Source organism: Pseudoalteromonas sp. Scap06 (assembly GCF_013394165.1).
In the GTDB taxonomy this organism is placed as follows: Bacteria; Pseudomonadota; Gammaproteobacteria; order Enterobacterales; family Alteromonadaceae; genus Pseudoalteromonas.
Map to the genome: position 1 here is coordinate 2,410,206 of NZ_CP041330.1, position 23,248 is coordinate 2,433,453.

Genomic DNA, 23,248 nt, shown 5'->3' on the forward strand with positions numbered 1-23,248 from the left:
ATCAGCTCCCACTATCTAAGTTATATTTTGGCTTTTCGTGCTTAATGCCTTTTACTGCCTCAGCAACTTCTGCCGGCATATATTCTTCATCATGCTTGGCCAATACTTCAAATGCTTCAATCACGTTAGGCTCTACTAACACACCTTGCGCAACAATCCCTTGTCCTTCACGAAACAAATCAGGCAAAATACCTTGATAACGTACCGTTACCAATGGGCCTGTATCAATCAGCTTAAAACTTACTTTTAGGCTTTGTTCATTTCTGATCACAGAGCCTGGTACTACCATACCGCCAATTCTCAGCTTTTGACCTACAAACGGCTTTTCTTTATCGGGACCTTTACCATCAATTAATTCGCTGGGGGTGTAAAACAAATTAATATTTTCTTGTAAGGCGTACAACACTAAACCAATTGATCCGCCAATACCAAAGAGTACGGCGATAATAACCAAAAGGCGTTTTTTACGTCTAGGGTTCACGAGGTTTGCTCCTGCTTAGAATTTTTAATTCGAGTTTCACGTGCAATTTGCTGCTCAACGGACGCTAAAATTTGTTTTTTGTCGCGTAACGAGCTAAATAAAATACCTAATAAAATCAATGCACATGTACCAAAAGAAAGCCATACATAAAAACCATAGCCTCCCATTGCAATAAAATCTGAAAACGAGTCAAACTGCATAATTACCCCTTAGTTAACAACTGTCGCACCCATGGGCGGTGCTTTTCACGGTGTAAAATTTCATTTTTAAGACGAATTAAAGTCACCGTACCGACAAACGCGGCAAAGGCTAAAATATTAATCATTAATGGCCAAAACATACTAGGGTCAACCGCATCGCGATTAAACTTAGTGATACTCGCCCCTTGGTGCAGGGTATTCCACCACTCCACCGAAAAGTGAATAATAGGTAGGTTGATCACCCCTACTATGGCTAAAATTGACGCGGCGCGACCGGCTGACTTTTTATCTTCAAAGGCATGGTACAAAGACAACACCCCTAAGTATAAAAATAATAAAATAAGTTCAGAAGTCAGTCGTGCATCCCATACCCACCAAGCACCCCACATCGGTTTACCCCATGCGGCACCGGTAATTAAGGCTATTGCAGTCATACACGCGCCAACAGGCGCGATTGCAATTACCGCAAGTTCTGCATTACGCAATTGCCATACCAAGGCAACAATGGCAGCAATCGCCATTGATGAATATGCGCCCATAGATAAAATAGCGGAGGGCACGTGAATAAAAATAATACGATAACTGTCTTTTTGTTGGTAATCGGCAGGGGCAAAACCTAACCCCCAAATCCAACCAACAATCATACTAACGACCGTTACTACTGCAAAATATGGCAGTAGAGTATTGCATAATTGATATGCTCGCTCTGCTTTCGCATACGGATGTAACCACTTCCACATATTAACTTACACTCACTTTTAATGCTGATGATATGGCAATTGGTGCACTGATAATCGCAACGACTAACATAGCACCAAGGATTGCAAGCTGACCACTGTAATCCAGCGACATAGTGCTGGTATCAATAGCGGAAGTTGCAAAAATTAAAACTGGAATATACAAAGGCAACACTAATAAGCTCATTAAAATGCCGCCTTTTTGTAATCCCACAGTCAAACCCGCCCCTATTGCGCCAATAAAGCTTAATAAAGGGCTTCCTAGTAATAGCGTTAATAACGTGGCCATTAAGGCCGTTGTTTCTAAATTTAGTAATAAAGCAAATAAAGGAGTCATAAAGACCAACGGTAAGCCGGTGATCACCCAATGGGCCGCAACTTTACCTAGCACAGTTAATGATAATGGATACGAGGAAGCAATTAGTTGCTCCAAAGAGCCATCGTTATAGTCATCTCTAAATAACTTATCGAGTCCAAGCATGGTTGATAATAAAGCCGCAACCCAAATAATGCCTGGCGCCATTCTTGATAACAACCCAGGCTCTGGCCCTATTGCTAATGGGAATAACGAGATAACAATTAAAAAAAACAAGATAGGATTGACTATTTCAGCACGCTGGCGAAAAGCGAGTTTAACGTCTTTACTAAATACCGCGACAAATAACTGCCAATATGAGTGCTGTCGTGTCATTAGTGGCGGTACTCCAAAGTCAAGGTCTGTAGGTCACTAAAGTGGGTGGTTAGGTCTTGGTGTGTTGTTAACAAAATAGCGCCCCCCTTTGATAAGTGCTCAGTAAAACGTTGCTGTAAAAAAGCAACGCCACTTTTGTCGAGCGCTGTAAATGGTTCATCTAAAATCCATAACTTAGCTTCAGATAACCATAATCTAACCAAAGCTACTCGTCTTTGTTGACCCGCCGATAATGTTCTTACGGGCACATCTTCCAGCCCTACCAAACCTAACTTACTCAACAAAGGATATAAATCAGGTGTATTAACATAACCATTAATTGCCAACCAATGTGCTACATTTTCAACTGCACTGAGTTGTACATTAACTCCGGTTTTATGGCCTATAAATAATAAATCTCTGGCGTATTCGTCATAATATTTTTTGATAGATTGATTAAGGTATAAAATATCACCTTCATCAGGCAGCGAAAAACCGGCAATGATGCGCAATAATGATGTTTTGCCAGCCCCATTAGGACCAGCTAACTGCATGATTTGACCGCTTTTAAGGCTAAAATTAAGTTCATCAAACAAACAACGCTCTTGCTTGATACAAGTAACGGACTTAATGTGTAACAAGATGACGATTCTCTCTGCCAAAAATTAGCGGTAAGTCTACCATAATGATAGGGTAATACGAATATTGCTTTAGAATCGATTTACTTAAAATACAGAAAACTTGATATAAAATAATGAATACACCAACGCACATTACAGTGACTAACCCACAGGTTAGTAATCAAACAACCGATTCGGGTAAAACTGCGTTACCAATACTGCCGCCTGAAGTACTAGCGGCAAAAAACATTCAGTTTTCTAAAGATTCAGTTACGCTTGATGTATTTATGAATAAGCATTGGCAAACAATTCGGCTCACTGTTAATGAAGCCCCAACAAACGTTGAAAAAATAGCGAGTGCTAACATACAACTAAGTGCAGATGGTAAAAGCTTAACCATTATTCCTAACAACAGCACCTTATCAATTAAACAACCAGAACAGTTACAGCGGTTTTTAAACTTTATAAACACTCAAAGTGATATTCAAAACAACCCGCTATCGATACAAGTTACTTTAAAGCCAACGCCAAAACTGGTGATTGAAAAATTTAATGCCAGCATCGCCATTAATAAACAAGTAGCGCAATTACTGGCCGAAGAACCCTTATTAAAAGGCATAATTGATACTGATGGCAAAGGTACACGGCTAAATATCATTAATCGTTTTGCTGACATTGTACATTCTCAACCTTTAAGCCAGGCAAAACTAACACAATTAGTTGCTAACAATTTAGGTCATGCTCAGCTTCATGCTACACCCAAGTTTGCGGTGCTAACTCCAAATACCGCAAAAAGCTCGTTAAATATTAGCTTAAGCCATCAACAGTTATCTGAACTACCCACAACGCCGACTAAGGTAACTATTAGCAGCCAAGCAGATAAACTATTAATTAAAACCGCTTATCAAAATATAACCGTGGAGCTTAAAAACTCATTTAGTAAACCATTTAATGAAATGCTGTTACAGCAACCGCAAGTTGCTATCGATTCGCAAAAAATTAAGTCTCATCCACTTAGTACCGTTAATAGTCCAATTCAATCATGGCTAAAAAGCAGCTTTGCTGATTTTAAAACACGTATTTTAGATGCGGTAAAACATTTTGAAAGCAAGCCATTTACCACTGTATTAAACGCATCTCAAAAACCAAACATTGCTTTTAATGAACAGCAACAATTGCTCGCGCCAACGCAAAAAATAGACATTACGCAATTAAAAAGCCCTTTAGGAACTCCCCCCCCTTTAGTGCAACTAACCCAGCAGCTAAAAACCAGTATCTCTTTATGGCAACAGCGAGCGTTACCAACACCCGTAGATTTACACCCTGTTATTACCCAATCAGCACAAACAGCTAATAGCACCTTAACAGCCGTTAATCATTTGCAGCCACTGGAAAAGCTATTATTGACAGCCGTTTTAAAGCAAACCGAAACCGCTCCAATAGAGCAAAAAGAAGCAAGCAAACACGCTCTAAGCAGCCAACTAAACACTATCGTAACTAAGGCGGCAGATCAGGGTACTGACTTAAACCGCTTGGTTAATCAAGCTTTTAACCGTATGTTGTCAGAAAGTAATTTACACCCGACCACCATACAACGTGAAATACTCAGCACTATAAAGCCGACACAACTAACCAGTGACACTTTGCAGAGTTCCTTTAATCGAGGTGTAGAACAACTTTCATTAAGCATTTTAGCTGCGCCGATTATTAACCAAAACCCAACAGCCGTTAGCATTAATAATCAAAGCGGTTTAGAGGCCCTACTTCAGGTTTTATTACCAAGCTTCAAGGCCGGTAATAATACTAATAAGTTATTAGAACAGTTACAGCAACCACAAGTGCAAGCATTAGCAGGTGAATTAACACAAATTAAAAACACCTTAAGCCAAGTACAAGCGCCCGTTTTGAGCCAGCAGCCTGACACTAACTCCTTAGTGCAGTTTTTATTGCCTATGAAACTGCCACCAGAGGCGGCACAAACAGAAATATCGTTAGGACAATATAAAAAGCCAAACAACGGCAAATTAGCGGATAAAAACGTGTGGTTTGTAAGATTAAATTTTGATTATGCTGAACTAGGTAAGCTGCAAATAACCGCAGAGTTGATGGACAAAGCATTAGATTGTCAGTTATTAGCGTCCACTCAAGCTGTGAGCGCGTTGGCTCATCCACACCTTGATAATTTACGCTCAAAACTAGCAAAACAGGGCTTACAAGTCGGCGATCTTAATTTGAAACGCGCAGATGACAACCATCAAGCATTTTATCAATCCCATACCATTATAAATATTAAGGTTTAGCCATGACGGATTCATTTAAAAACAATTCAGCAATTGGACTGCTCTACGAAACGGGTAATTCACCCACCGTAAGCGCTAAAGGGTTTGGAGAATTGGCGGATGAAATTATTGCCCTAGCTAAAGATAAAGGTATTTTAATCCATCAGGATGAAGCACTTGCAAATACACTGTCGAAATTAGAGCTTGGCGAAGAGATCCCTAAAGAGCTTTACTTTGTTATTGCTGAACTGATTGCTTTTTCATATGTGGTAAGAGGGAAATTCCCGCCCGGATGGCAGGACTTTCAAGGGAAGCTCAATATAAAAGCATGAGCCAATATGATAAAAACAAAAAAGGCGCTAAGCGCCTTTTTGTTTGTGTAAAGAAAATAACAGTTCTGCTTCGGCGCGGGGTAATTCACACTCGCGAATAACCTCATCTAAATCAGCACCTAGCTCAACCATTTTTACCGCTCGAGAGTATATTTTAGCATCAGGGTCATCGTATTTTTGAGCAGCTTGTTGCTGTATCAGCTCTTGGTTTTGTTGTTCTACCTCAAGCACTCGTTTACCAATACTCATTAATCCAGTTCGTAACTCAGAGACTTCGCTACGTAAAATATTAATCTGCTCTGATGAATCTTTAAATTGCTGTAATTGTGCGCCAAGCTCATTCGCATAACGCTTTTTAAACATCACAATTAACAGCAGCGAGAATAGCCCAAATGCCAAACCCGCAATTGCAATACCAAGTAATAACATAATTTTATGTAGAGAAGCTTATATATCGCTTAACTCATCCCATTCGTCATCACTAAGTAGTTTATTTAAATCAACCAGAATAAGTAGCTCATTATCGCGGTTACATACACCTTGAATAAATTTAGCACTTTCTTCAGTACCCACGTTTGGAGCGCTGTCAATTTCTGAGCTACGTAAATACACGACCTCAGACACGCTATCGGCTAAAATACCAATTACTTGTTCTTCAGCTTCAATAATCAAAATACGTGAATTGTCGGTCGCTTCAATGTCAGGTAACCCAAAGCGAGAGCGAGTATCAATAACGGTAACAACATTACCACGCAGGTTGATAATACCAATCACATACGAAGGCGCACCTGGGACAGGAGCAATTTCGGTGTAACGCAGTATTTCTTGCACTTGCATTACATTTACGCCATAAGTTTCATCTTCTAGCTTAAACGTAACCCACTGTAAAATTTCATCATTATTATCTGCATTTTTTTTAGCTGACAGTAATTTATCTTCACTCATGCTCTTACCTCGTAATGGTCATTACTTGTGACGGCTATCTAAGCCCTTCTCTAATAGTGCATTTAAATTATTAACATCTATTAAAGCACACATTTTTTCTTTAATTACTCCAGCAAGCCATGGGCGCTTACTGTCATTTGTACGCCATTTTACATCTTCTTTACTCAATGTAATGTTATTTATTAGTTTTTCTGCTAATAAACCCCACTGGCTATCACCTAAAGTGATTAGATATTGATAATTTAAAGATGCCTCTAACTGCTCATCATACTTTTCAGGCATAACCCAGCGTGCAGTATCAACAACATTGAGCTTTTCTTCTCGGTTGATCATGACACCTTTAAACCATTTAGGTTTACCAAATAAATGATTCACTTCCCCAAGCTCATGAATGCCGCCTAACGCTTTTAATGGCACTGCTAAAGTGAGTCCTGCTACCTCAAAAAATAATGCCTGAAATTCACCATCAAAGTATTCAGCTTCATTACCAAGTGCTACATCATGTTCAGTTTTAAGCTGCTGAACTTGGTGAGAATCTATTTCTACATTCGTTACCTGCTCATGGCGTTTTTCAACCTCAACAACCGGCTCAACTACCGATTCAACCTGAAGTGGTTGCTCTTTTTGCTCTTCATACGCTACCTGCTCAAGCAATTTAGCAACAGGCTCAAGGTCTTTCGCTGGTACGTCATCAGATAATAACGCCCCTAAATACTGAGTGACTACTTTTTCATTAGCAAATAATTGCTTACTCATTTATTAACCTTGTTTTATTAAATATTCGAGCAATGCTTTATAAGCATAGACTCCACGGGCATTAGGGCAAAAATCAATAGGCACTTTTTGCGCTAAACTCGCATCTCTAAATTTTGTATCAACAGGAATTACACCTGGCCATACTTTTTCTTTGTACGTATCTTGTAATGTTTTATAGGCTTCAAGTGACGCTTTGGTGCGCTTATCATACATAGTTGGAATTATAGTATATTCATAGCTTTTCGCTTGCGAGGTTTGCATTAATTCCATAGTACGCATCATTCTATCAAGCCCCTTAAGCGCTAAGAACTCAGTTTGTACTGGCACCAGCACTCTTTCACAAGCAGCAAGGGCATTGACCATAAGTACCCCTAAAACGGGCGGACAATCTAAAATTGCGTAATCGTAATGCTCGCCAATTTTAGCCAATGTTTTTTTTAAAATCAGGCCCATCCCCGTTTTATTACCCATACTACGGTCAAGTGTAGCAATCGCCATTGTGGCAGGTAAAATATCAAGATTTTCTATAGTAGAAGGGCATAATGCTTGCAATATTTCCTCGCTTTTCATGCTCGACCCGCGACTGAAAATATCGTAAACACTGACCTCTAAATCTTCTGAATCAATGCCAAAGTAATAAGTTAATGATGCATGTGGATCGGTATCAATCAGTAACACTCGCTTACCTTGAAGCGCAAGGATGCCAGCAAGGCTAACCGCTGTAGTGGTTTTACCTACCCCTCCTTTTTGATTGGCTACTGTCCAGATTTTCACATTACATCCTAATTACTGTTCATTACGCGTAGTAACACGAATACCACCATGCTCTAAGCGAATTATTTTTATTGTATCGTCTTGAGTAGGCAGCTCAACTTCAGCTGGTTTAATAGCTTCAGGAAGTTGCTGCTCAGTATCCTCATCCGCTGACTCTAAAACCAAGCCGTATTTGGAAAGCGCAATCACCACTTTGCGGTTTTCAGCCCGCCCTGCTTCGGTATCATTATCGGCAAAAGGTGAGTATTGGCCATATCCCTCAATTGCCATGCGCGCAGATTGAATACCTAAGCGCTCTAATTCAACTAATATTGATGTTGCACGTGCCACCGACAACTCCCAATTAGAGCGAAATATTTCATTGCGAATAGTTTCGTTATCTGTGTATCCCCGCACTCTTATATAGTTATCGACAGGTGCGATTATTGCTTCAATCTTTTTTACAACGTCTTTAGCTTGGTTATGCGCAACGGCACTACCGCTGGCAAACAACAACCCAGAATTAAGTTCAATAACCAGCCAATCTTGACTAAGCTCTAAGCTTGCATCGCCACTACGTATTTCATCAATGAGTGACGACTGTAGTTTGACCAGTAAACTGTCGAGTGGCTTACCTAAGTGACGCTGGCTGATATTGCTATTATCACTTTGGCCATCGAGCAATACTGGCCCTTGTTCTTGTTTTTGAATACTTTCGCCATATAAAACTTCAGCCTCGGGAGTCACTCTTTCAAGCAACAAAGCATCGCCGTTTACTCCCTTACCTTGCTGAGAAAATTGTTTAGCTGACTTATCAAAAACATGCTCAAGAGAGTCAGATAAAACTTGTATATTGTCTTCTTTGTTTATTGCAATAGCATACAATACAACAAAAAATGCAAACATAATGGTCATGTAATCTGCATAAGAGACTAGCCAACGCTCAGTATGTTGGCTTTTAACGTTTTGATGACGTAAGCGACGGCGAAGCATAACCGCTAATGAGCCTGTAATATAGGACGTTCAACGCGGTAAGCTTCAAGCTTTAATTCTATATTAATAGGGCTCTCGCCTTGGCTAATGGCAATAACGCCTTCAGCTAGCATTTCATGGTAAAGCATTTTTTGCTCAACCCGTTGCTTTAATTTGTTGGCCATCGGCAAAAACAGTAAATTAGCTAAACCTACACCATATATAGTCGCAATGAATGCAGTGGCAATACCCGTTCCTAATTGCTCAGGATCGTTAATAAACGACATAGCTTGGATCAGTCCAAGCACAGCACCTAAAATACCAATGGTTGGGCTGTAACCTCCCATCGCTTCATACACTCGGCTAGCTTCCAGCAATCGTTCTCGTTCAAGTAATAAATCAATCTCGAGAGTATCACGAAGCTTTTGATCTGAGCAGCCATCGACTAATAAACTCAGTCCTTTAGTGGCATAAGGGTCAGAGTGAGTAAGTGCTTCGTTTTCGAGCGCTAAATAGCCCTCTTGGCGGGCTTTATGCGACCAGCGTTTTACTTGTTCAATCGTATCTTCAATATCGTGGTCATCAGTAACAAAAACCCAATGAGTAATACTAAGCATTTTCTTAAATGTATTGGCTGATGTTTGCAGCATCACTGCTCCTAATGTGCCGCCTAATACAATAATAAGTGCAGGCCCATTAAACAGAGCAGATACCACACCTCCCTCTAAAGAATAACCGATTGCAATAGCACCTAATGCAACCAATAATCCTAAAATAGAAAGCTTATCCACAGCCAATCTCTCTTTTTAAACGCGCAGCAACATCATGAAGACCTATGCTTTCACTTGCTAATCCTGCACTTGCTACTGCTTGCGGCATACCATATACAACACAGCTTTTTTCATCTTGAGCCCAAATTGTAGCGCCAGTTTGTTTAAGCATACGAGCACCATCACGACCATCCGCGCCCATACCAGTCAAAATAACGGCAAGTACATCACCTTGGTATGCTTTTGCTGCACTAGCAAAGGTTATGTCAACACTAGGCTTATAGCTTACTCGTTCATTTTTATCTTCAAATACGCGTAGTGTTCTGTTTGAACCCCGTCCTTCTACCATCATTTGCTGCCCACCTGGTGCTAAATATGCACAGCCAGGTTGAAGCCTATCGCCTTGCTGTGCTTCTTTTACTTTAATTTTGCACAAGCTATCTAATCGGGTTGCGAACGCAGGTGTAAATGCCGCAGGCATGTGTTGTATGAGTAGTATTGGGTGTGGGAAATTAGCAGGTAACTGAGTCAATATAGTTTGCAGTGCAACCGGTCCACCTGTTGATGTCCCAATAGCAACTAGTTGATACTGTTTACCACTTGCGCGCACTGATGTACCACTACTGGTTGGTACAGGAGCTGTATTATTGAAGCTGCGATCAGGTTGAACAATTGGCTTTTTAGCGAGATTAGAAAAGCGTTCAGACGTGCTTGGTGCTGGTTTACTTATACTAGGAGAGGCTGGCGCTCTTGTGATTCTACCAATACGCTGGCGACCTATTTCCTTAACCTTATTTTGTAGTAACTTAATTGCATCGTCGTTGTTACGTGCGATATCTTCAAACTTTTTCGGTAAAAAGTCCATCGCACCAGCATCAAGTGCATCTAAGGTAGCAGATGCCCCTGCACGCGTTAACGACGAGAACATTAAAATAGGAGTGGGATTACTCGCCATTATCTCTTTAACTGCGCTGATGCCATCAAGCACAGGCATTTCAACATCCATGGTGATCACATCGGGTCGTAGTTGAGCTGTTTTATCGACAGCTTCTCGACCATTTACAGCGAAACCTATAACTTCAATGCCGCTGTCTTGTTCAAGTATTTCACTCACTCTGCGGCGAAAAAAGCTTGAATCATCAACTACTAAAACTTTAACAGCCATTTCGCTCTCTTATTCAATGAATGGGTAGGCATAAAATGTATGCCTACTTTTAATTATCCAGCGTAATGCTTTAACATATTTGGCACATCTAGGATCAGTGCAATACCACCATCAGAGGTAATTGTTGCACCTGCCATACCTGGTGTACCTTGAAGTAATGCGTCTAGAGGCTTAATTACCACTTCTTCTTGACCAATGAGCGAGTCAACAACAAAACCCACTTTTTGAGTTCCTATTTGCACAATAACCACATGACCTTGTGCTTTTCGCTGACCTCTATCGGCGCCTTTAATGAGCCAATGTTCAAGGTAGAATAGTGGAATTGATTTTTTACGAACAATTATAGTTAGCTGGCCATCAACCACATTGGTTTTTGTTAAATCTAAATGGAATATTTCACTCACACCCGCCAGCGGCAACGCAAAGGTTTGTTCGCCAACTATTACCATTAAGGTAGGCAGTATCGCTAGAGTAAGTGGCACTTTAATTTCTAAAGTAGTACCAACACCCATTTCTGATTTGATATTCACCGAGCCATTGAGTTGAGTGATTTTTGTTTTAACCACATCCATACCAACACCACGGCCGGAAATATCTGAGATCTCTTCTTTAGTTGAAAAACCAGGTGCAAAAATAAGATTATACGCTTCAGTATCAGAAAGACGACTCGCTTGGTCGTGATCAAGCACCCCTTTACTAATCGCAATCTTTTTAAGCTTTTCAGCATCCATACCGGCACCATCATCTTGGATGGTAAGTAGAATATGATCGCCTTGTTGAGAAGCTGATAAGGTCACAGTACCCGTTCTAGGTTTACCCGATGCTTCACGAACATCTGGCATTTCAATACCATGATCCACTGAGTTGCGCACTAAATGCACCAATGGATCTGCCAATGCTTCTACTAAGTTTTTGTCTAAATCAGTGTCTTCACCAACAAGTAATAAATTAATATCTTTTTGTAGCGTTCGTGCTAAATCTCGAACTACACGTGGAAAACGGCCAAACACTTTTTTGATTGGCTGCATTCGCGTTTGCATTACCGCACCTTGGATATCAGCAGTCACTACATCTAAATTAGAAATAGCTTTGCCCATAGCCTCGCTGTCAGAGTTTGTTGCCAGACTCACCAAACGGTTTCGCACAAGTACCAGCTCGCCTACCATATTCATTATTTGGTCTAAACGTTTGGTGTCAACACGAACCGTTGTTTCTGCCGGTGGAGGCGCTGCTTTTTTAGGCGGCGCGGCCTTGGCTGGCTGTGGAGCAGGCGCCGGCTTAGCAGGCTCTGCTTTTGGTACCGGTTTCGGTTCAGGTTTTGGTACAGGTTTCGGTGTAGCAGCAGGTGCAGACTTGTTTGCGGCTACGGGCTCAGGTTTACTTGCCGGAGCCGATACTTCTATAGCTTTAGGTGCACCTTTGCCATGTAATTCATCTAGCAAAGCTTCAAATTCATCGTCACTTATTTCATCATCGCCCGCGCTTGAGTCACTATTTTGTGAATCTACTACAGGAGCTGATGGTGCTTGCTGTGGTGTACTTGCAGTGCTTTGAGTAACTTCGCCAAAACTACCAACACCATGAAGCTCATCTAATAAGCTATCAAATTCATCATCTGTAATATCGCCATTTACATCACTGTCGCTTGATGGGGATTGTTTTTCTTGCGTGGACTGGCCTTTACCATGAAGCTCATCAAGAAGACTTTCGAACTCATCTTCAGTTATTTCATCAATCTGAGAGTCTGAGCTACTACTATCTGGGCCGCTAAATAATTCATCAAATGCGAATGGGTCTTCTTCAGAATCATTGCTAGGTTGTTCTACAGCGGCCTCAGGTTCTACTGATGGGGTTTCAACAGAGGCTGTATCTTCCTCAACTACAGCATCGCCGGCTAGCTCTTCTGCCGTCGGTGGTTGTCCAAGCTTATGAAGGACTGCAAGTAACTCTGGATCAGCAGGTTCTGGCTGGTCACGATTTTTAATTGTGGCAAACATTTCATTAATGGTGTCGAGCGCTTGTAAAATTACATCCATTAATTCAGAGTTAACTGTTCTTACACCTTGGCGCAATAAATCAAACACGTTTTCAGCACCATGACATGCATCAACAAGCTCTGTCATTGCCAAAAAGCCGGCGCCACCTTTTACAGTGTGGAAACCACGAAATATTGCGTTTAGTAGTTCAGTATCATCTGGGTTGTTTTCCAGTTCTACTAACTGTTCAGATAAAAGCTCAAGGATTTCTCCGGCCTCTACTAAAAAGTCTTGTAAAATATCTTCATCGACTTCAAAGCTCATGCAGTACTCTCCTATTAGAAGCCCAAACTTGATAATAGATCATCAACTTCATCTTGATCAGATACAACATCATTACGCGATTCTTTATCAATAATAGGCCCTTCAGGGCCTGCTAGTGTTTGTGCAACAATGGAATCTTCTGTTTCTTCTGGTTGTTCGGTCTGTTGTGTTGGCTCAACCTCACCTTGTGCTGCAAATGCAGTTAACAAGTGGATCAAGCTTTCTTCAACTTCACGCACAAGTTCAATAACACGACGAATAACCTGACCAGTTAAATCTTGATAGTCTTGAGCCATCAATACATTGGTCATCAACATCTGCAACTCATCAGTTTTATGATGAGAGCTGTTCATAAACTTATCAATACTATGACAAAGTGACTTAAACTCACCAAGCTCAATTTCCCGGTTCATTAACCGATCCCACGTTGGCTTGATATCAGAAATTTCGTCAGCAATTTCTTGCGCTAAAGGTAAGCTAGCTTCAACTGCATCCATTGTTTTATTGGCTGCATTCTCAGTCATTTCCATGACATAGTTGAGGCGTTTCTTAGCATCAGGGATGGCATCAGTGGTAATGTCTGTTAAGCGCGTATCTAACTCGAAACTCTTTAAAGCTTCATGTAATTGACGCGTTAACTTACCTACCTCAGCAAATAACTGTGATTGCTCTTGTGAAGCTGTTTCTAAAATTAACTGATTCGCTTTATCTTGCTCACCATTTTCTAAAAAAACAACCAACTGGCGAGCTTGTTCTAAAGTAATCTGAGGCGCAGCAGGTGCTGACATAAGCCTCTCCCTCTCATTAACCTAAGCGTTCGAACACTTTTTCTAATTTAGTCTTCAATGTACCTGCAGTAAATGGTTTAACAATATAACCATTAACACCTGCTTGGGCCGCAGCTACTATTTGTTCTTTTTTAGCTTCTGCTGTAACCATTAAAACAGGAATATGCTTTAATTTGTCATCAGCTCGAATTGCCCTCAAAAGATCAATACCTTGCATGCCTGGCATATTCCAATCTGTTACAACAAAATCAAATACTTGATTTTGCAACATAGGTAAAGCAGTTGACCCATCATCCGCTTCTTGAACATTGGTAAAACCTAAATCGCGCAACAGGTTTTTAATAATACGTCTCATTGTTGAAAAATCATCAACAACAAGAATTTTAATGTTTTTATCCAAAACATCCTCCAGTGAGGCCTGAACCTTTATTTACTTACTTCTAGTTTATCCAGTCATTGATTTTTGCTTTAAGCTTAATCATCGCCTGACCATGTATCTGACTTACACGCGACTCACTAACATCGAGTATATGCCCAATTTCTTTTAAATTCATTTCATCGTTATAGTACAAAGAAAGCACCATTGCATCTTTTTCCGGTAACGACTTTATCGCATTGAGTAAAGACTCATTAAACCGTTCATTTTTAACATTATTGAAAGGTTTGTCTAGTGCTAAATCTTGGCCATGAGGTGTAATCACATCATCGTCAATACCAAGGTCCTCAATGCCCAAAACTTTGCTTACATTGACATCATTTAAAATATGATGGTACTCATTTAACGAAATTTCAAGTTTTTCAGCCACTTCACTATCTTTAGGTTCACGATTTAAACTGTTTTCAAGCGCGACTATCGTCTCTGCTACTAGTCTACTTTTTCTGTGAACTGAACGTGGAACCCAATCACCTCGTCGCATTTCATCTATCATTGCACCACGAATACGAATACCCGCAAAGGTTTCAAAACTCGCGCCTTTACTGGCATCGAAGTTTTTTGAAGCCTCTATTAAGCCAATCATACCTGATTGAATTAAATCATCTAGTTGCACACTGGCCGGTAAACGAGCAATTAAATGGCATGCCACTTTTTTGACTAATGAGGCATGCTTTTCAACAATCATATTTAAATTCTGTGCTGACTGATATCCCATAGCTCTATTCACCGGTATTGTCATCGTTAGTTACTAACTAGCTTCTCAATAAAAAACTCTAAATGACCCGAGGCTTGACTAGGTGTTTGCCACTTAGTAATTTTTGTCGCCAGTGTTTTAAAAGCAATCGCAGCAGGAGACCCTGGAAAAACTTCAACTATCACTTTTTGGCGACGCGTTGATTTGCGCATATTCTCATCATAAGGAACTGTTGCAACCAACTCCATGGTTATATCTAAAAATCGGTCGGTTACTTTTGATAGTTTAGCAAATAATTCCTGCCCTTCACGTAAGCTACGCACCATGTTGGCAACAATTTTAAATTTGATTACGCCGTGTTCACGGCTCAGTACTTTAATTAGTGCATAAGCATCAGTAATTGAGGTTGGCTCATCACATACCACCACAACCACATCTTGTGCGGCGCGAGAAAAGCTCAATACCATGTCAGAAATACCCGCTGCGGTATCCACAATTAAAATATCAAAATCGGTGTTAAGCTCGCTAAATGCACGGATAAGTCCGGCGTGCTCTGAAGGAGATAGCTCAACCATGCTTTGCGATCCCGATGTTGCAGGTACTATTTTTATGCCTGCGGGGCCTTCAACTAAAATATCTTCGAGTTCACATTCACCTGATAAAACATGAGACAAATTGCGCTCTACACGCAGTCCAAGCATAACATCACAATTAGCTAACCCTAAATCAGCATCTAATACCAGCACACGCTTGCCTTGTTGGCCTAACGCGATTGCCGTGTTAAGGGATACGTTTGTTTTACCCACTCCACCTTTGCCGCCGGTGACAGCGATAACTTTTACGCCGTTATTATTATTGTTGCTCATTTTGCGAAGGCCGCTTGCTTGATCTAAAACTGTGTTAATCATACATCTCTACTGTGTTCGACGCCACTGATTGGTGTCTTGATTGTTGTGCTTTTATTCTTTTTAAATACAATTGCTCAGCTTTTTTTACTAGTTTTTCAGCATTTGCCACTCTGATATCTTCTGGTACTCGCTGACCATTAGTAAGATACCCTATTGGGAGACGATTTTGAATCGCAATACTAATAATCTCACCTAAACTCAATGACTCATCTAACTTAGTAAAAATACACCCACTAAGCTGTACTTTTTTAAAGTGCCTTACTGTCTCTTGTAATACATTGATTTGCGCTGTAGCACTTAATACTAAATAACTACGTATATCCACACGTTGATTACGCATTAAGGTATTAAGCTGCTCAGTTAAGCGTAAATCTCGCTGACTCATTCCTGCTGTATCAATTAAGACTAGACGTTTATTTCGTAAATGGTATAAAACTTCTGCTAATTCATTTGCATCTTTAACTTGTTTTACGCCACAGCCAATAATTCGACCGTAAGTTGCTAGCTGCTCATACGCACCAATACGGTAGGTATCAGTGGTAATAAGCGCGACTTTATCAGCACCATACTTTTGCGCACCTAATGCAGCTAATTTTGCAACGGTGGTGGTTTTACCTACCCCTGTTGGGCCCACTAGAGCATAAACACCACCTTGGCGAAGAATTTCGTTGTTAGTGGTTTGCATTTGATCTTCAACCATATTCAATAAGGCTTTCCAACCTTGTTGGCGAGATACATCATCAGGTACAAAGCATGCCATCTGCTCAGCAACGTCTTTATCTATTCCCATACCCACTAAACGGTCAATCATGCATGCACGGGTTGGATCACGACGTGCCATATCTTGTTGCATTAAACCTGACACTTGATGTTCTAGTAATTGACGAATTGCGTTCATTTCTTCGCGCATGGTGCTTATATCACTCGACTCGTTTTGCATCGTTTGCTGACGCGGTGCACTCGGTGAGTCTAAATCGTCAAAACCACTGTCTAAATCATCAAAACCTAAGCTATCAGCTTGAGTACGAGGACGTGCAGGCGCACTTTGTTCACGTTCAAACATATTTTTAGGTCGAGATTGCACAGCTTCTTGTTCTTGATAATGGCCAGAAGTATCAATACCTGATTGTGAAAACATTGACGCAAGCTCTGCTGAACGAGGACGGGGAGATTGACGTTCTAATAAAGCTTGTAAACTGTCTGCTACCTTTGCTTGTGGCTTAGGTTGAGCACGCTGTGGCTCTGGTTTTACAAAGTTATGTGAGCTCTGGGTATGTGCAAATGAAGCACTTGCAGCTGGTTGGCTTTGAGGTTGCTCTGGCGCTTTTGTCGCGGCTTTGTCGTAATCAACAGCAGCAACAATTTCAACGCCATTAGCTAGTTTCTTATTTGACATAATAACCGCATCAACACCAAGCTCTTCTTTTACTTCTTTTAGTGCGGTGCGCATGTCTTTAGCAAAAAAACGTTTAATTTTCATAATTCAAACCCCTTTAAAATCTTATTGTTGGCCTACAGAGCTGACAATCTTGATCTGTCTTTCATCTGGTATCTCTTGATAAGACATCACTCGCAATCCTGGAATGGTGTATTTAACAAATCGAGATAACACAGTGCGTAACATTCCTGACGTTAGCAATATTGAAGGTTCACCGGCCATTTCTTGATTTTGATGTGCTTCATTCAATGATGTTTGAAGTCTATCAGCAAGTCCTGGTTCTATTCCGGCACCTTCATCACCTGCATTTTGAAGTGACTGATGCAACATCTGTTCCAACTCAGGCGCCAAGGTTATGACAGGGATTTCAGAAGACATACCAACAGCATCTTGAACGATTAATCTACGCAACGATATTCTCACTGCAGCCGTTAATACATCAGGGTCTTGGCTACGAGGGCCATACTCAACAAGGGTTTGAACAATCGAACGCATATCTCGTATTGCTACCCCTTCATTTAATAAGTTTTGTAGTACTTTAACGATGGTGGTCAGCGGTAATACATCCGGTACCAGCCCTTCAACTAAGCGAGGGTGACTTTTACCTAACATATCTAATAAGTTTTGTACTTCTTCGTGGCCAAGCAATAATGCGGCGCTATTTGTGAGTAACTGGCTAATATGAGTGGCCACAACGGTTGCTGAATCAACTACGGTATAACCTAAAGATTGCGCTTCATCTTTTTGATCTGGTTTTATCCATACCGCATCTAAACCAAATGCAGGGTCTGTAGTTTCAATGCCTTTGAGCGGGCCAAACACTTGGCCAGGATTAATTGCCAGTTCATCGCCGTGTTTAAGCTCACCCTCACCACTTGATACACCCATCATGGTGATGCGATACGCATTTGGGTCGAGCTCAAGATTATCGCGGATATGCACTGGCGGCACTAAAAAACCTAGCTCTTGAGATAGTTTTTTACGCACCCCTTTAATACGGTTTAATAGCTCGCCACCTTGTGATTGGTCTACTAAAGGAATTAACCGGTAACCCACTTCTAAGCCAATAACATCAACTTGCTGTACATCATCCCAACCCAGTTCTTTTTGTTCTTGTTTAGCCGCAATTCCGGTACCTGAGGCTGCATTTTCAGCTTCTTCGGCTTCAGCAGCTGCTAATTTAAGTTTGTTTTGCTGCGTGTAGTATGCAAGGTAACCTAAAAGCGCCCCTAAACTTAAAAATGCAATATGCGGCATACCTGGGACTAAACCCATAGTAATGAGGATACCAGAGGCAATAAATAACGATTTTTCGTTTCCTAGCTGCTGCTTAAACTGATCGCCCATATTGTGCGATTCATTTTGACGCGTTACAACAATCGCAGTACCAATTGAAAGTAGTAATGAAGGTAATTGCGCTACTAAGCCATCACCAATGGTCAATAGTGTATACACTTCCATGGCACGGGAAAAACTCAAATCATGTTGGATCATACCAACAAATAAACCACCTACAATATTAATCACTAAAATAACGATACCCGCGATAGCATCGCCTTTTACAAATTTACTAGCACCATCCATAGAACCATAAAAGTCGGCTTCACGGGTTACTTCATCACGACGTTCTCTGGCTTGCTCTGCACTAATAAAGCCAGCATTCATATCTGCATCAATCGCCATTTGCTTACCCGGCATAGCATCAAGGGTAAAACGTGCTGACACTTCAGAAATACGCCCTGCACCTTTGGTAATTACCACAAAGTTTATGATAATTAGAATCAAAAATACCACTAAACCCACGGCGTAGTTACCACCAATCACCACCGAGCCAAATGCTTCAATTACCTTACCAGCAGCATCACCACCATTATGACCCTCAAGTAGTACCACCCGAGTACTGGCTACATTAAGTGCTAAACGCATGATCGTGGCGATTAACAACACAGCTGGAAACATGCCAAATTCAAGCGGCTTCATGGTATATACAGTGACCAGTAATACTACTAATGCAAGCGCGATATTAAACGAAAATAATATATCAAGCAGAAATGGAGGCAGGGGTAAAATAACCATGCCAAGCGCAGCTAAGACTAAAAGCGGTGTACCAACGCCCTTTGCATATTCTTTTTTATCTTTATTAAGTTGTTGTAATACCGCTTTAAATTCCATAACTCTACAATTTCAAAAAATTGACACTACGCTGAAATTGCAATAACTATTCCAAGTTAGTTGGTTAGCGGTTAATACTTGAATTCATCGGGGATTGGCAGTTTTTTATTAAGCGCGACAGGGCGTTTTCCACGGCCTTTTTTAAACCGTTTAAGTTGAAATACATAGGCAAGCACTTGAGCAACAGCAGTAAATAGCTGATCGGGAATTTGATCCCCTACTTCAGCAGTATGATAAAGCGCTCGCGTTAAAGTAGGCGACTCAACAATAGGCACTTCATTACCTAAAGCAATTTTACGAATTTGCATAGCGAGTTCGTCAACACCTTTGGCTAGTACAATAGGCGCTCCAGCTCGCTCTGTGTCGTATTTTAAAGCCACTGAGTAATGAGTAGGATTGGTAACAATAACATCGGCATCGGGAACATCCTGCATCATTCTCTTTTGCGACATTTGACGTTGGGTTTGCCTGATACGCGCTTTGATTTGCGGATCCCCCTCAGAGTTCTTATATTCATCTTTTACTTCTTGCATCGTCATTTTAAGCTGTTTGTTATGGCTATAACTTTGAAATGGCGCATCAATAGCTGCAATAATAATTAAGGTGCAAGATAACCCTAAAAACATCCAGGCTAATATTTCCAAAGCATGCACGATATTGCCTGGCGCACTTTCTATACTTAAATGTAATATTTCATCAAAATAAACATTAATTAAAAAGATAGCGAAAGTTGCCACTAGGCCAAACTTTAATAATGATTTAAGTAGTTCAATAGCCGCTTGCGGGCCAAACATCCGAGTAAAACCTTTCATTGGCGACATTTTACTGGCTTTGGGCGCAGCTGCCTGCCAGCTAAAATTAAAGCCGCCAAGCATGGTGTTACCAATAAACGCAGCGAGTACAATAATAAGTACAAACATCGACATAGGAAATAACAGTACGTCGGCCACCTCCCCCCACACCGCAAACATTTTTGTGGTGTCGTAGGTTTCATTGCGATTAAGACTAAGCATTCTGCCCATAATTCGGTACAAGCCTTTGCCAATTTCAGGGCCGTACATTAATAGAGAAATAGCAGAAAAAATAAGTACAAACATAGTACCTAGCTCTTTAGAGCGCGCTATTTGGCCTTTCTTTTTGGCATCATCAACTTTTTTGGGCGTGGGTTCTTCGGTTTTTTCTTGTCCTGAATCTTCAGCCATTACGCTCTCCTAAGGGGAACAACCAACTAGAGTACACATTAGCTCAACCATTTTTAGCCATTGGAACTCAAACTGAGTGATAAAGTTACCGAGGGTAGCCCAAATAATAACGAGCCCTGCCACTAAGGTAAACGGAAAGCCTATAGAGAAGATATTTAACTGTGGGGCAGCACGGGTCATGATGCCAAATGACATATTAATTACAAGCATGGCCGTTAATGGCGCTAACGAAAGCACTAGTGCAGTGGTAAACATCCAACCACCCCATGTCACTATGTCCCAATAATGATCAACCGCCCACCAATTACCATCAATTGGCAATACCTGAAAACTATGTACCACCATTTGAATCATCATTAAATGGCCATTAAATACAAAAAATAACAAGGTAGCTAAAATGAGGTAGAACTGCCCTACAGCAGGCACACTCATTCCATTTGAGGGGTCAACAACAGACGCAAAACCTAAACCAGTTTGCATAGCAAGGATTTGCCCGGCTAACACAAATGTATTGAGCAGTAGTGTGGATGCAAAACCAATCGCAACGCCAATCAGCATTTGTTGTAGCACCACTAAAACCATTTCAAAAGAAAATAAATTAGTAAATGTAGCGGGAGGTAAAACAGGCACAACTAAAAATGTGACTACAACAGCCAAGCCCATTTTAATTCGAGAAGGGACGTTTTTGGCGCCAATACCCGCCATTATCATGATCATTGAGCTAATACGCACCAGGGGCAGTAAAAAATCACTTAACCATTGAATAACAACGGAAAATGGGAACTCCATCGTTAACCTGCTATTTCGGGTATAAGAAGCACTAAGCGATTAAAAAAATCCATCAGCTCTTGAGTAAACCAATGTCCACCCACTATTAACGCACTAATAGTAATTAATAGACGCGGTAAAAAGCTCAGTGTTTGTTCATTAATTGAGGTTGCCGCCTGAAATACTGCCACTACTAAACCAATAATTAAACCAGGTACCACAATAGCAGACACCAGCTTAATCACTAAAAACAGGGCTCCACTTAAAATATCAACAAATACTTCAGGTTCCATGGGCGACTCCTAGAGTGATTGGTTCAAAGTAGAAAGCACCACTATGTGCCCAACCCAAAGCTTTTAGCGAGCGTCCCCATCACCAAGCTCCAACCATCAACCAATACAAACAACATAATCTTAAACGGTAGCGATACTATCATGGGGGATAGCATCATCATACCCATGGCCATCAACACCGATGCAACCACCAAATCGACAATCAAAAAGGGGATGAAGAACATAAAACCGATAATAAAGGCCGTTTGTAGCTCACTGGTCACAAACGCCGGAATAAGAACAATCATTGGCGTTGCTTCGGGTGAATCAAGCTGATCGTACCCAGCTATTTTTGCAAAGGTTTCTAAGTCTTTTAATCGTACTTGAGAAAGCATAAAAGCTTTCATTGGCTCTTTAGCTAAATCGAGTGCTTCTAGTGATGTTACCTGTTCACTTAAGTACGGTTCGATTGCACGTTCGTTTATTTGCTCATAAATAGGCGCCATAATAAAAATACTTAAAAACAGCGACATACCTAGTAATACTTGATTAGAAGGCGTTTGTTGTAAACCAATCGCTTGGCGCAAAATAGCTAAAACAACAATAATTCGAGTGAACGAGGTCATCATGATAATGGCTGCTGGAATAAAGCTCATTGCCGTCATGATCGCTAACACTTGTAGCGTCACTGAATAGTCTTGCGTGCCATCAGGATTACTTGTGATCGTAAGCGCGTCAATTCCTTCCGCATTAACACCAGGAATGAACACGGTGGCAAGAATAATAAGCAGCCATTTGGTCATAATATTAATTCTTTTTATTTTGATTAAGTTGTGGATTTAACATTTTGCCAAAACGCTTCGCTAATTCTGGTAACTCTTTCTCTGTTAGGGGGGTTTCTAGTTTGTGTAAATAATTAATGCTATGTGGAGTTACACCTAATAGATGCTGTGCATTATCTATCTCAACTACCATCAAACGCTCGCGTGAGCCTAAAGGGAGGCTGCGAATCACTTTAAACTCATCGTTATTGGTTAAATTTGGATTAAGCTTTTTAACAAAAAAAGCCAACACTAAAATTAACACTACCACCACACCTAACGACATAACCATTGAAATAATGTCTGTGGTGGGTGTTGCAGCATCGGTAGCTGCAAACACAGAATTGCTTAAACCAAGTAATGCTATCATCGTAACTTTTTGATCCGTTCAACCTGACTAATTACATCCGTTAAGCGAATACCAAACTTATCGTTCACCACAACCACTTCACCATGTGCTATCAACGTACCATTAACTAATACATCTAGCGGTTCACCTGCAACCCTATCAAGTTCAACAACTGAACCTTGGTTAAGTTGTAATAAGTTACGAATATTAATTTTAGAACGCCCTACTTCCATCGAAATAGTAACGGGAATATCTAAAATAGTGTCGAGTTTACGTTTTTCTTCACCGCTGAGCTCATGCTTTGAATCATCCAGCTCATCAAGCTCGGTTACTTTAACCTCTGCACTATCATCGTCAGTTCCCTCAGCCTCAGCAAGTGCTGCTGCCCATTCGTCCATCGTATCTTGATCATCGCTCATA

27 protein-coding genes are annotated in these 23,248 nt (G+C 40.8%); 2 read left to right on the top strand and 25 right to left on the bottom strand.

Annotated features, from left to right (window positions below):
• Position 1 precedes the first annotated feature (1 nt).
• Genes ccmE through ccmA form a run of 5 tightly spaced genes read right to left on the bottom strand, consistent with a single transcriptional unit; the run spans position 2 to position 2,729 of the window.
• The gene (gene ccmE, locus FLM47_RS11175; protein WP_138605319.1) at positions 2-481 is read right to left on the bottom strand and encodes a cytochrome c maturation protein CcmE; all 480 of its coding nucleotides are present in this window, start codon (positions 479-481) and stop codon (positions 2-4) included.
• On the bottom strand, positions 478-681 hold the full coding sequence (gene ccmD, locus FLM47_RS11180; RefSeq protein ID WP_008112240.1) for a heme exporter protein CcmD: 204 nt from the start codon (positions 679-681) through the stop codon (positions 478-480). Before ccmD ends, ccmE begins: the two co-directional genes overlap by 4 nt.
• 2 nt (positions 682-683) lie before the next feature.
• Positions 684-1,421, bottom strand: a complete 738-nt coding sequence (locus tag FLM47_RS11185; RefSeq protein ID WP_138605318.1) for a heme ABC transporter permease — start codon at positions 1,419-1,421, stop codon at positions 684-686.
• A gap of 1 nt (position 1,422) precedes the next feature.
• Positions 1,423-2,109 carry a heme exporter protein CcmB gene (gene ccmB, locus FLM47_RS11190; RefSeq protein ID WP_178956401.1) on the bottom strand — a complete coding sequence of 229 codons (687 nt, stop codon included), beginning with the start codon at positions 2,107-2,109 and terminating at the stop codon, positions 1,423-1,425.
• Positions 2,109-2,729: a cytochrome c biogenesis heme-transporting ATPase CcmA gene (ccmA, locus tag FLM47_RS11195; protein ID WP_178956402.1), complete on the bottom strand. Its 621-nt coding sequence runs from the start codon at positions 2,727-2,729 to the stop codon at positions 2,109-2,111. The genes ccmB and ccmA overlap by 1 nt, the downstream gene beginning before the upstream one ends.
• A gap of 113 nt (positions 2,730-2,842) precedes the next feature.
• On the opposite strand from ccmA, the gene FLM47_RS11200 reads away from it, so the two are divergent.
• Positions 2,843-5,008, top strand: coding sequence for a flagellar hook-length control protein FliK (locus FLM47_RS11200; protein ID WP_178956403.1), 2,166 nt, complete (start codon positions 2,843-2,845; stop codon positions 5,006-5,008).
• Positions 5,009-5,010: 2 nt separating this feature from the next.
• Positions 5,011-5,319: an EscU/YscU/HrcU family type III secretion system export apparatus switch protein gene (locus FLM47_RS11205; protein ID WP_054201705.1), complete on the top strand. Its 309-nt coding sequence runs from the start codon at positions 5,011-5,013 to the stop codon at positions 5,317-5,319.
• Positions 5,320-5,346: 27 nt separating this feature from the next.
• Here the strand turns inward: FLM47_RS11205 and FLM47_RS11210 are convergent, their stop codons facing one another.
• The 20 genes from FLM47_RS11210 to fliN all read right to left on the bottom strand — a co-directional run bounded on the left by FLM47_RS11210 (position 5,347) and on the right by fliN (position 23,247).
• Positions 5,347-5,748: a DUF2802 domain-containing protein gene (locus FLM47_RS11210; protein WP_054201706.1), complete on the bottom strand. Its 402-nt coding sequence runs from the start codon at positions 5,746-5,748 to the stop codon at positions 5,347-5,349.
• A gap of 18 nt (positions 5,749-5,766) precedes the next feature.
• Positions 5,767-6,264: a chemotaxis protein CheW gene (locus FLM47_RS11215; RefSeq protein WP_008112225.1), complete on the bottom strand. Its 498-nt coding sequence runs from the start codon at positions 6,262-6,264 to the stop codon at positions 5,767-5,769.
• 21 nt (positions 6,265-6,285) lie between these two features.
• On the bottom strand, positions 6,286-7,020 hold the full coding sequence (locus FLM47_RS11220) for a CheW domain-containing protein (protein WP_178956404.1): 735 nt from the start codon (positions 7,018-7,020) through the stop codon (positions 6,286-6,288).
• A gap of 3 nt (positions 7,021-7,023) precedes the next feature.
• On the bottom strand, positions 7,024-7,794 hold the full coding sequence (locus FLM47_RS11225; protein ID WP_138605313.1) for a ParA family protein: 771 nt from the start codon (positions 7,792-7,794) through the stop codon (positions 7,024-7,026).
• A 12-nt stretch (positions 7,795-7,806) separates the two neighbouring features.
• Positions 7,807-8,766, bottom strand: a complete 960-nt coding sequence (locus FLM47_RS11230) for a flagellar motor protein MotB (protein WP_178956405.1) — start codon at positions 8,764-8,766, stop codon at positions 7,807-7,809.
• 5 nt (positions 8,767-8,771) lie between these two features.
• On the bottom strand, positions 8,772-9,536 hold the full coding sequence (locus tag FLM47_RS11235) for a flagellar motor protein (RefSeq protein WP_138605311.1): 765 nt from the start codon (positions 9,534-9,536) through the stop codon (positions 8,772-8,774).
• Complete coding sequence (locus FLM47_RS11240) at positions 9,529-10,680, bottom strand: chemotaxis response regulator protein-glutamate methylesterase (protein ID WP_178956406.1); 1,152 nt, start codon at positions 10,678-10,680, stop codon at positions 9,529-9,531. Before FLM47_RS11240 ends, FLM47_RS11235 begins: the two co-directional genes overlap by 8 nt.
• A 53-nt stretch (positions 10,681-10,733) precedes the next feature.
• Positions 10,734-12,980: a chemotaxis protein CheA gene (locus FLM47_RS11245; RefSeq protein WP_178956407.1), complete on the bottom strand. Its 2,247-nt coding sequence runs from the start codon at positions 12,978-12,980 to the stop codon at positions 10,734-10,736.
• Between the two features lie 14 nt (positions 12,981-12,994).
• A complete protein-coding gene (locus FLM47_RS11250) occupies positions 12,995-13,768 on the bottom strand; it encodes a protein phosphatase CheZ (protein ID WP_178956408.1) in 774 nt (257 codons plus the stop codon).
• Positions 13,769-13,784: 16 nt separating this feature from the next.
• Entirely contained in the window at positions 13,785-14,168 is a 384-nt protein-coding gene (cheY, locus tag FLM47_RS11255) for a chemotaxis response regulator CheY (protein ID WP_138605307.1), read from the bottom strand.
• 40 nt (positions 14,169-14,208) lie between these two features.
• Entirely contained in the window at positions 14,209-14,919 is a 711-nt protein-coding gene (locus FLM47_RS11260; protein ID WP_138605376.1) for an RNA polymerase sigma factor FliA, read from the bottom strand.
• 26 nt (positions 14,920-14,945) lie between these two features.
• The gene (locus FLM47_RS11265; RefSeq protein WP_138605306.1) at positions 14,946-15,806 is read right to left on the bottom strand and encodes a MinD/ParA family protein; all 861 of its coding nucleotides are present in this window, start codon (positions 15,804-15,806) and stop codon (positions 14,946-14,948) included.
• Positions 15,799-17,286 carry a flagellar biosynthesis protein FlhF gene (gene flhF, locus FLM47_RS11270; protein WP_138605305.1) on the bottom strand — a complete coding sequence of 496 codons (1,488 nt, stop codon included), beginning with the start codon at positions 17,284-17,286 and terminating at the stop codon, positions 15,799-15,801. The genes FLM47_RS11265 and flhF overlap by 8 nt, the downstream gene beginning before the upstream one ends.
• Before the next feature lie 21 nt (positions 17,287-17,307).
• Positions 17,308-19,416, bottom strand: a complete 2,109-nt coding sequence (gene flhA / locus FLM47_RS11275; protein WP_054201717.1) for a flagellar biosynthesis protein FlhA — start codon at positions 19,414-19,416, stop codon at positions 17,308-17,310.
• A 71-nt stretch (positions 19,417-19,487) separates the two neighbouring features.
• Positions 19,488-20,618, bottom strand: coding sequence for a flagellar biosynthesis protein FlhB (gene flhB, locus FLM47_RS11280; RefSeq protein ID WP_010387924.1), 1,131 nt, complete (start codon positions 20,616-20,618; stop codon positions 19,488-19,490).
• A 9-nt stretch (positions 20,619-20,627) separates the two neighbouring features.
• Complete coding sequence (gene fliR / locus FLM47_RS11285) at positions 20,628-21,407, bottom strand: flagellar biosynthetic protein FliR (RefSeq protein ID WP_010387923.1); 780 nt, start codon at positions 21,405-21,407, stop codon at positions 20,628-20,630.
• 2 nt (positions 21,408-21,409) lie between these two features.
• Positions 21,410-21,679: a flagellar biosynthetic protein FliQ gene (locus FLM47_RS11290; protein WP_010387922.1), complete on the bottom strand. Its 270-nt coding sequence runs from the start codon at positions 21,677-21,679 to the stop codon at positions 21,410-21,412.
• A gap of 41 nt (positions 21,680-21,720) precedes the next feature.
• Entirely contained in the window at positions 21,721-22,461 is a 741-nt protein-coding gene (gene fliP, locus FLM47_RS11295; protein WP_178956409.1) for a flagellar type III secretion system pore protein FliP, read from the bottom strand.
• Positions 22,462-22,465: 4 nt separating this feature from the next.
• Entirely contained in the window at positions 22,466-22,849 is a 384-nt protein-coding gene (gene fliO, locus FLM47_RS11300) for a flagellar biosynthetic protein FliO (protein WP_010387917.1), read from the bottom strand.
• On the bottom strand, positions 22,846-23,247 hold the full coding sequence (gene fliN / locus FLM47_RS11305; protein WP_010387913.1) for a flagellar motor switch protein FliN: 402 nt from the start codon (positions 23,245-23,247) through the stop codon (positions 22,846-22,848). Before fliN ends, fliO begins: the two co-directional genes overlap by 4 nt.
• Position 23,248 lies beyond the last annotated feature (1 nt).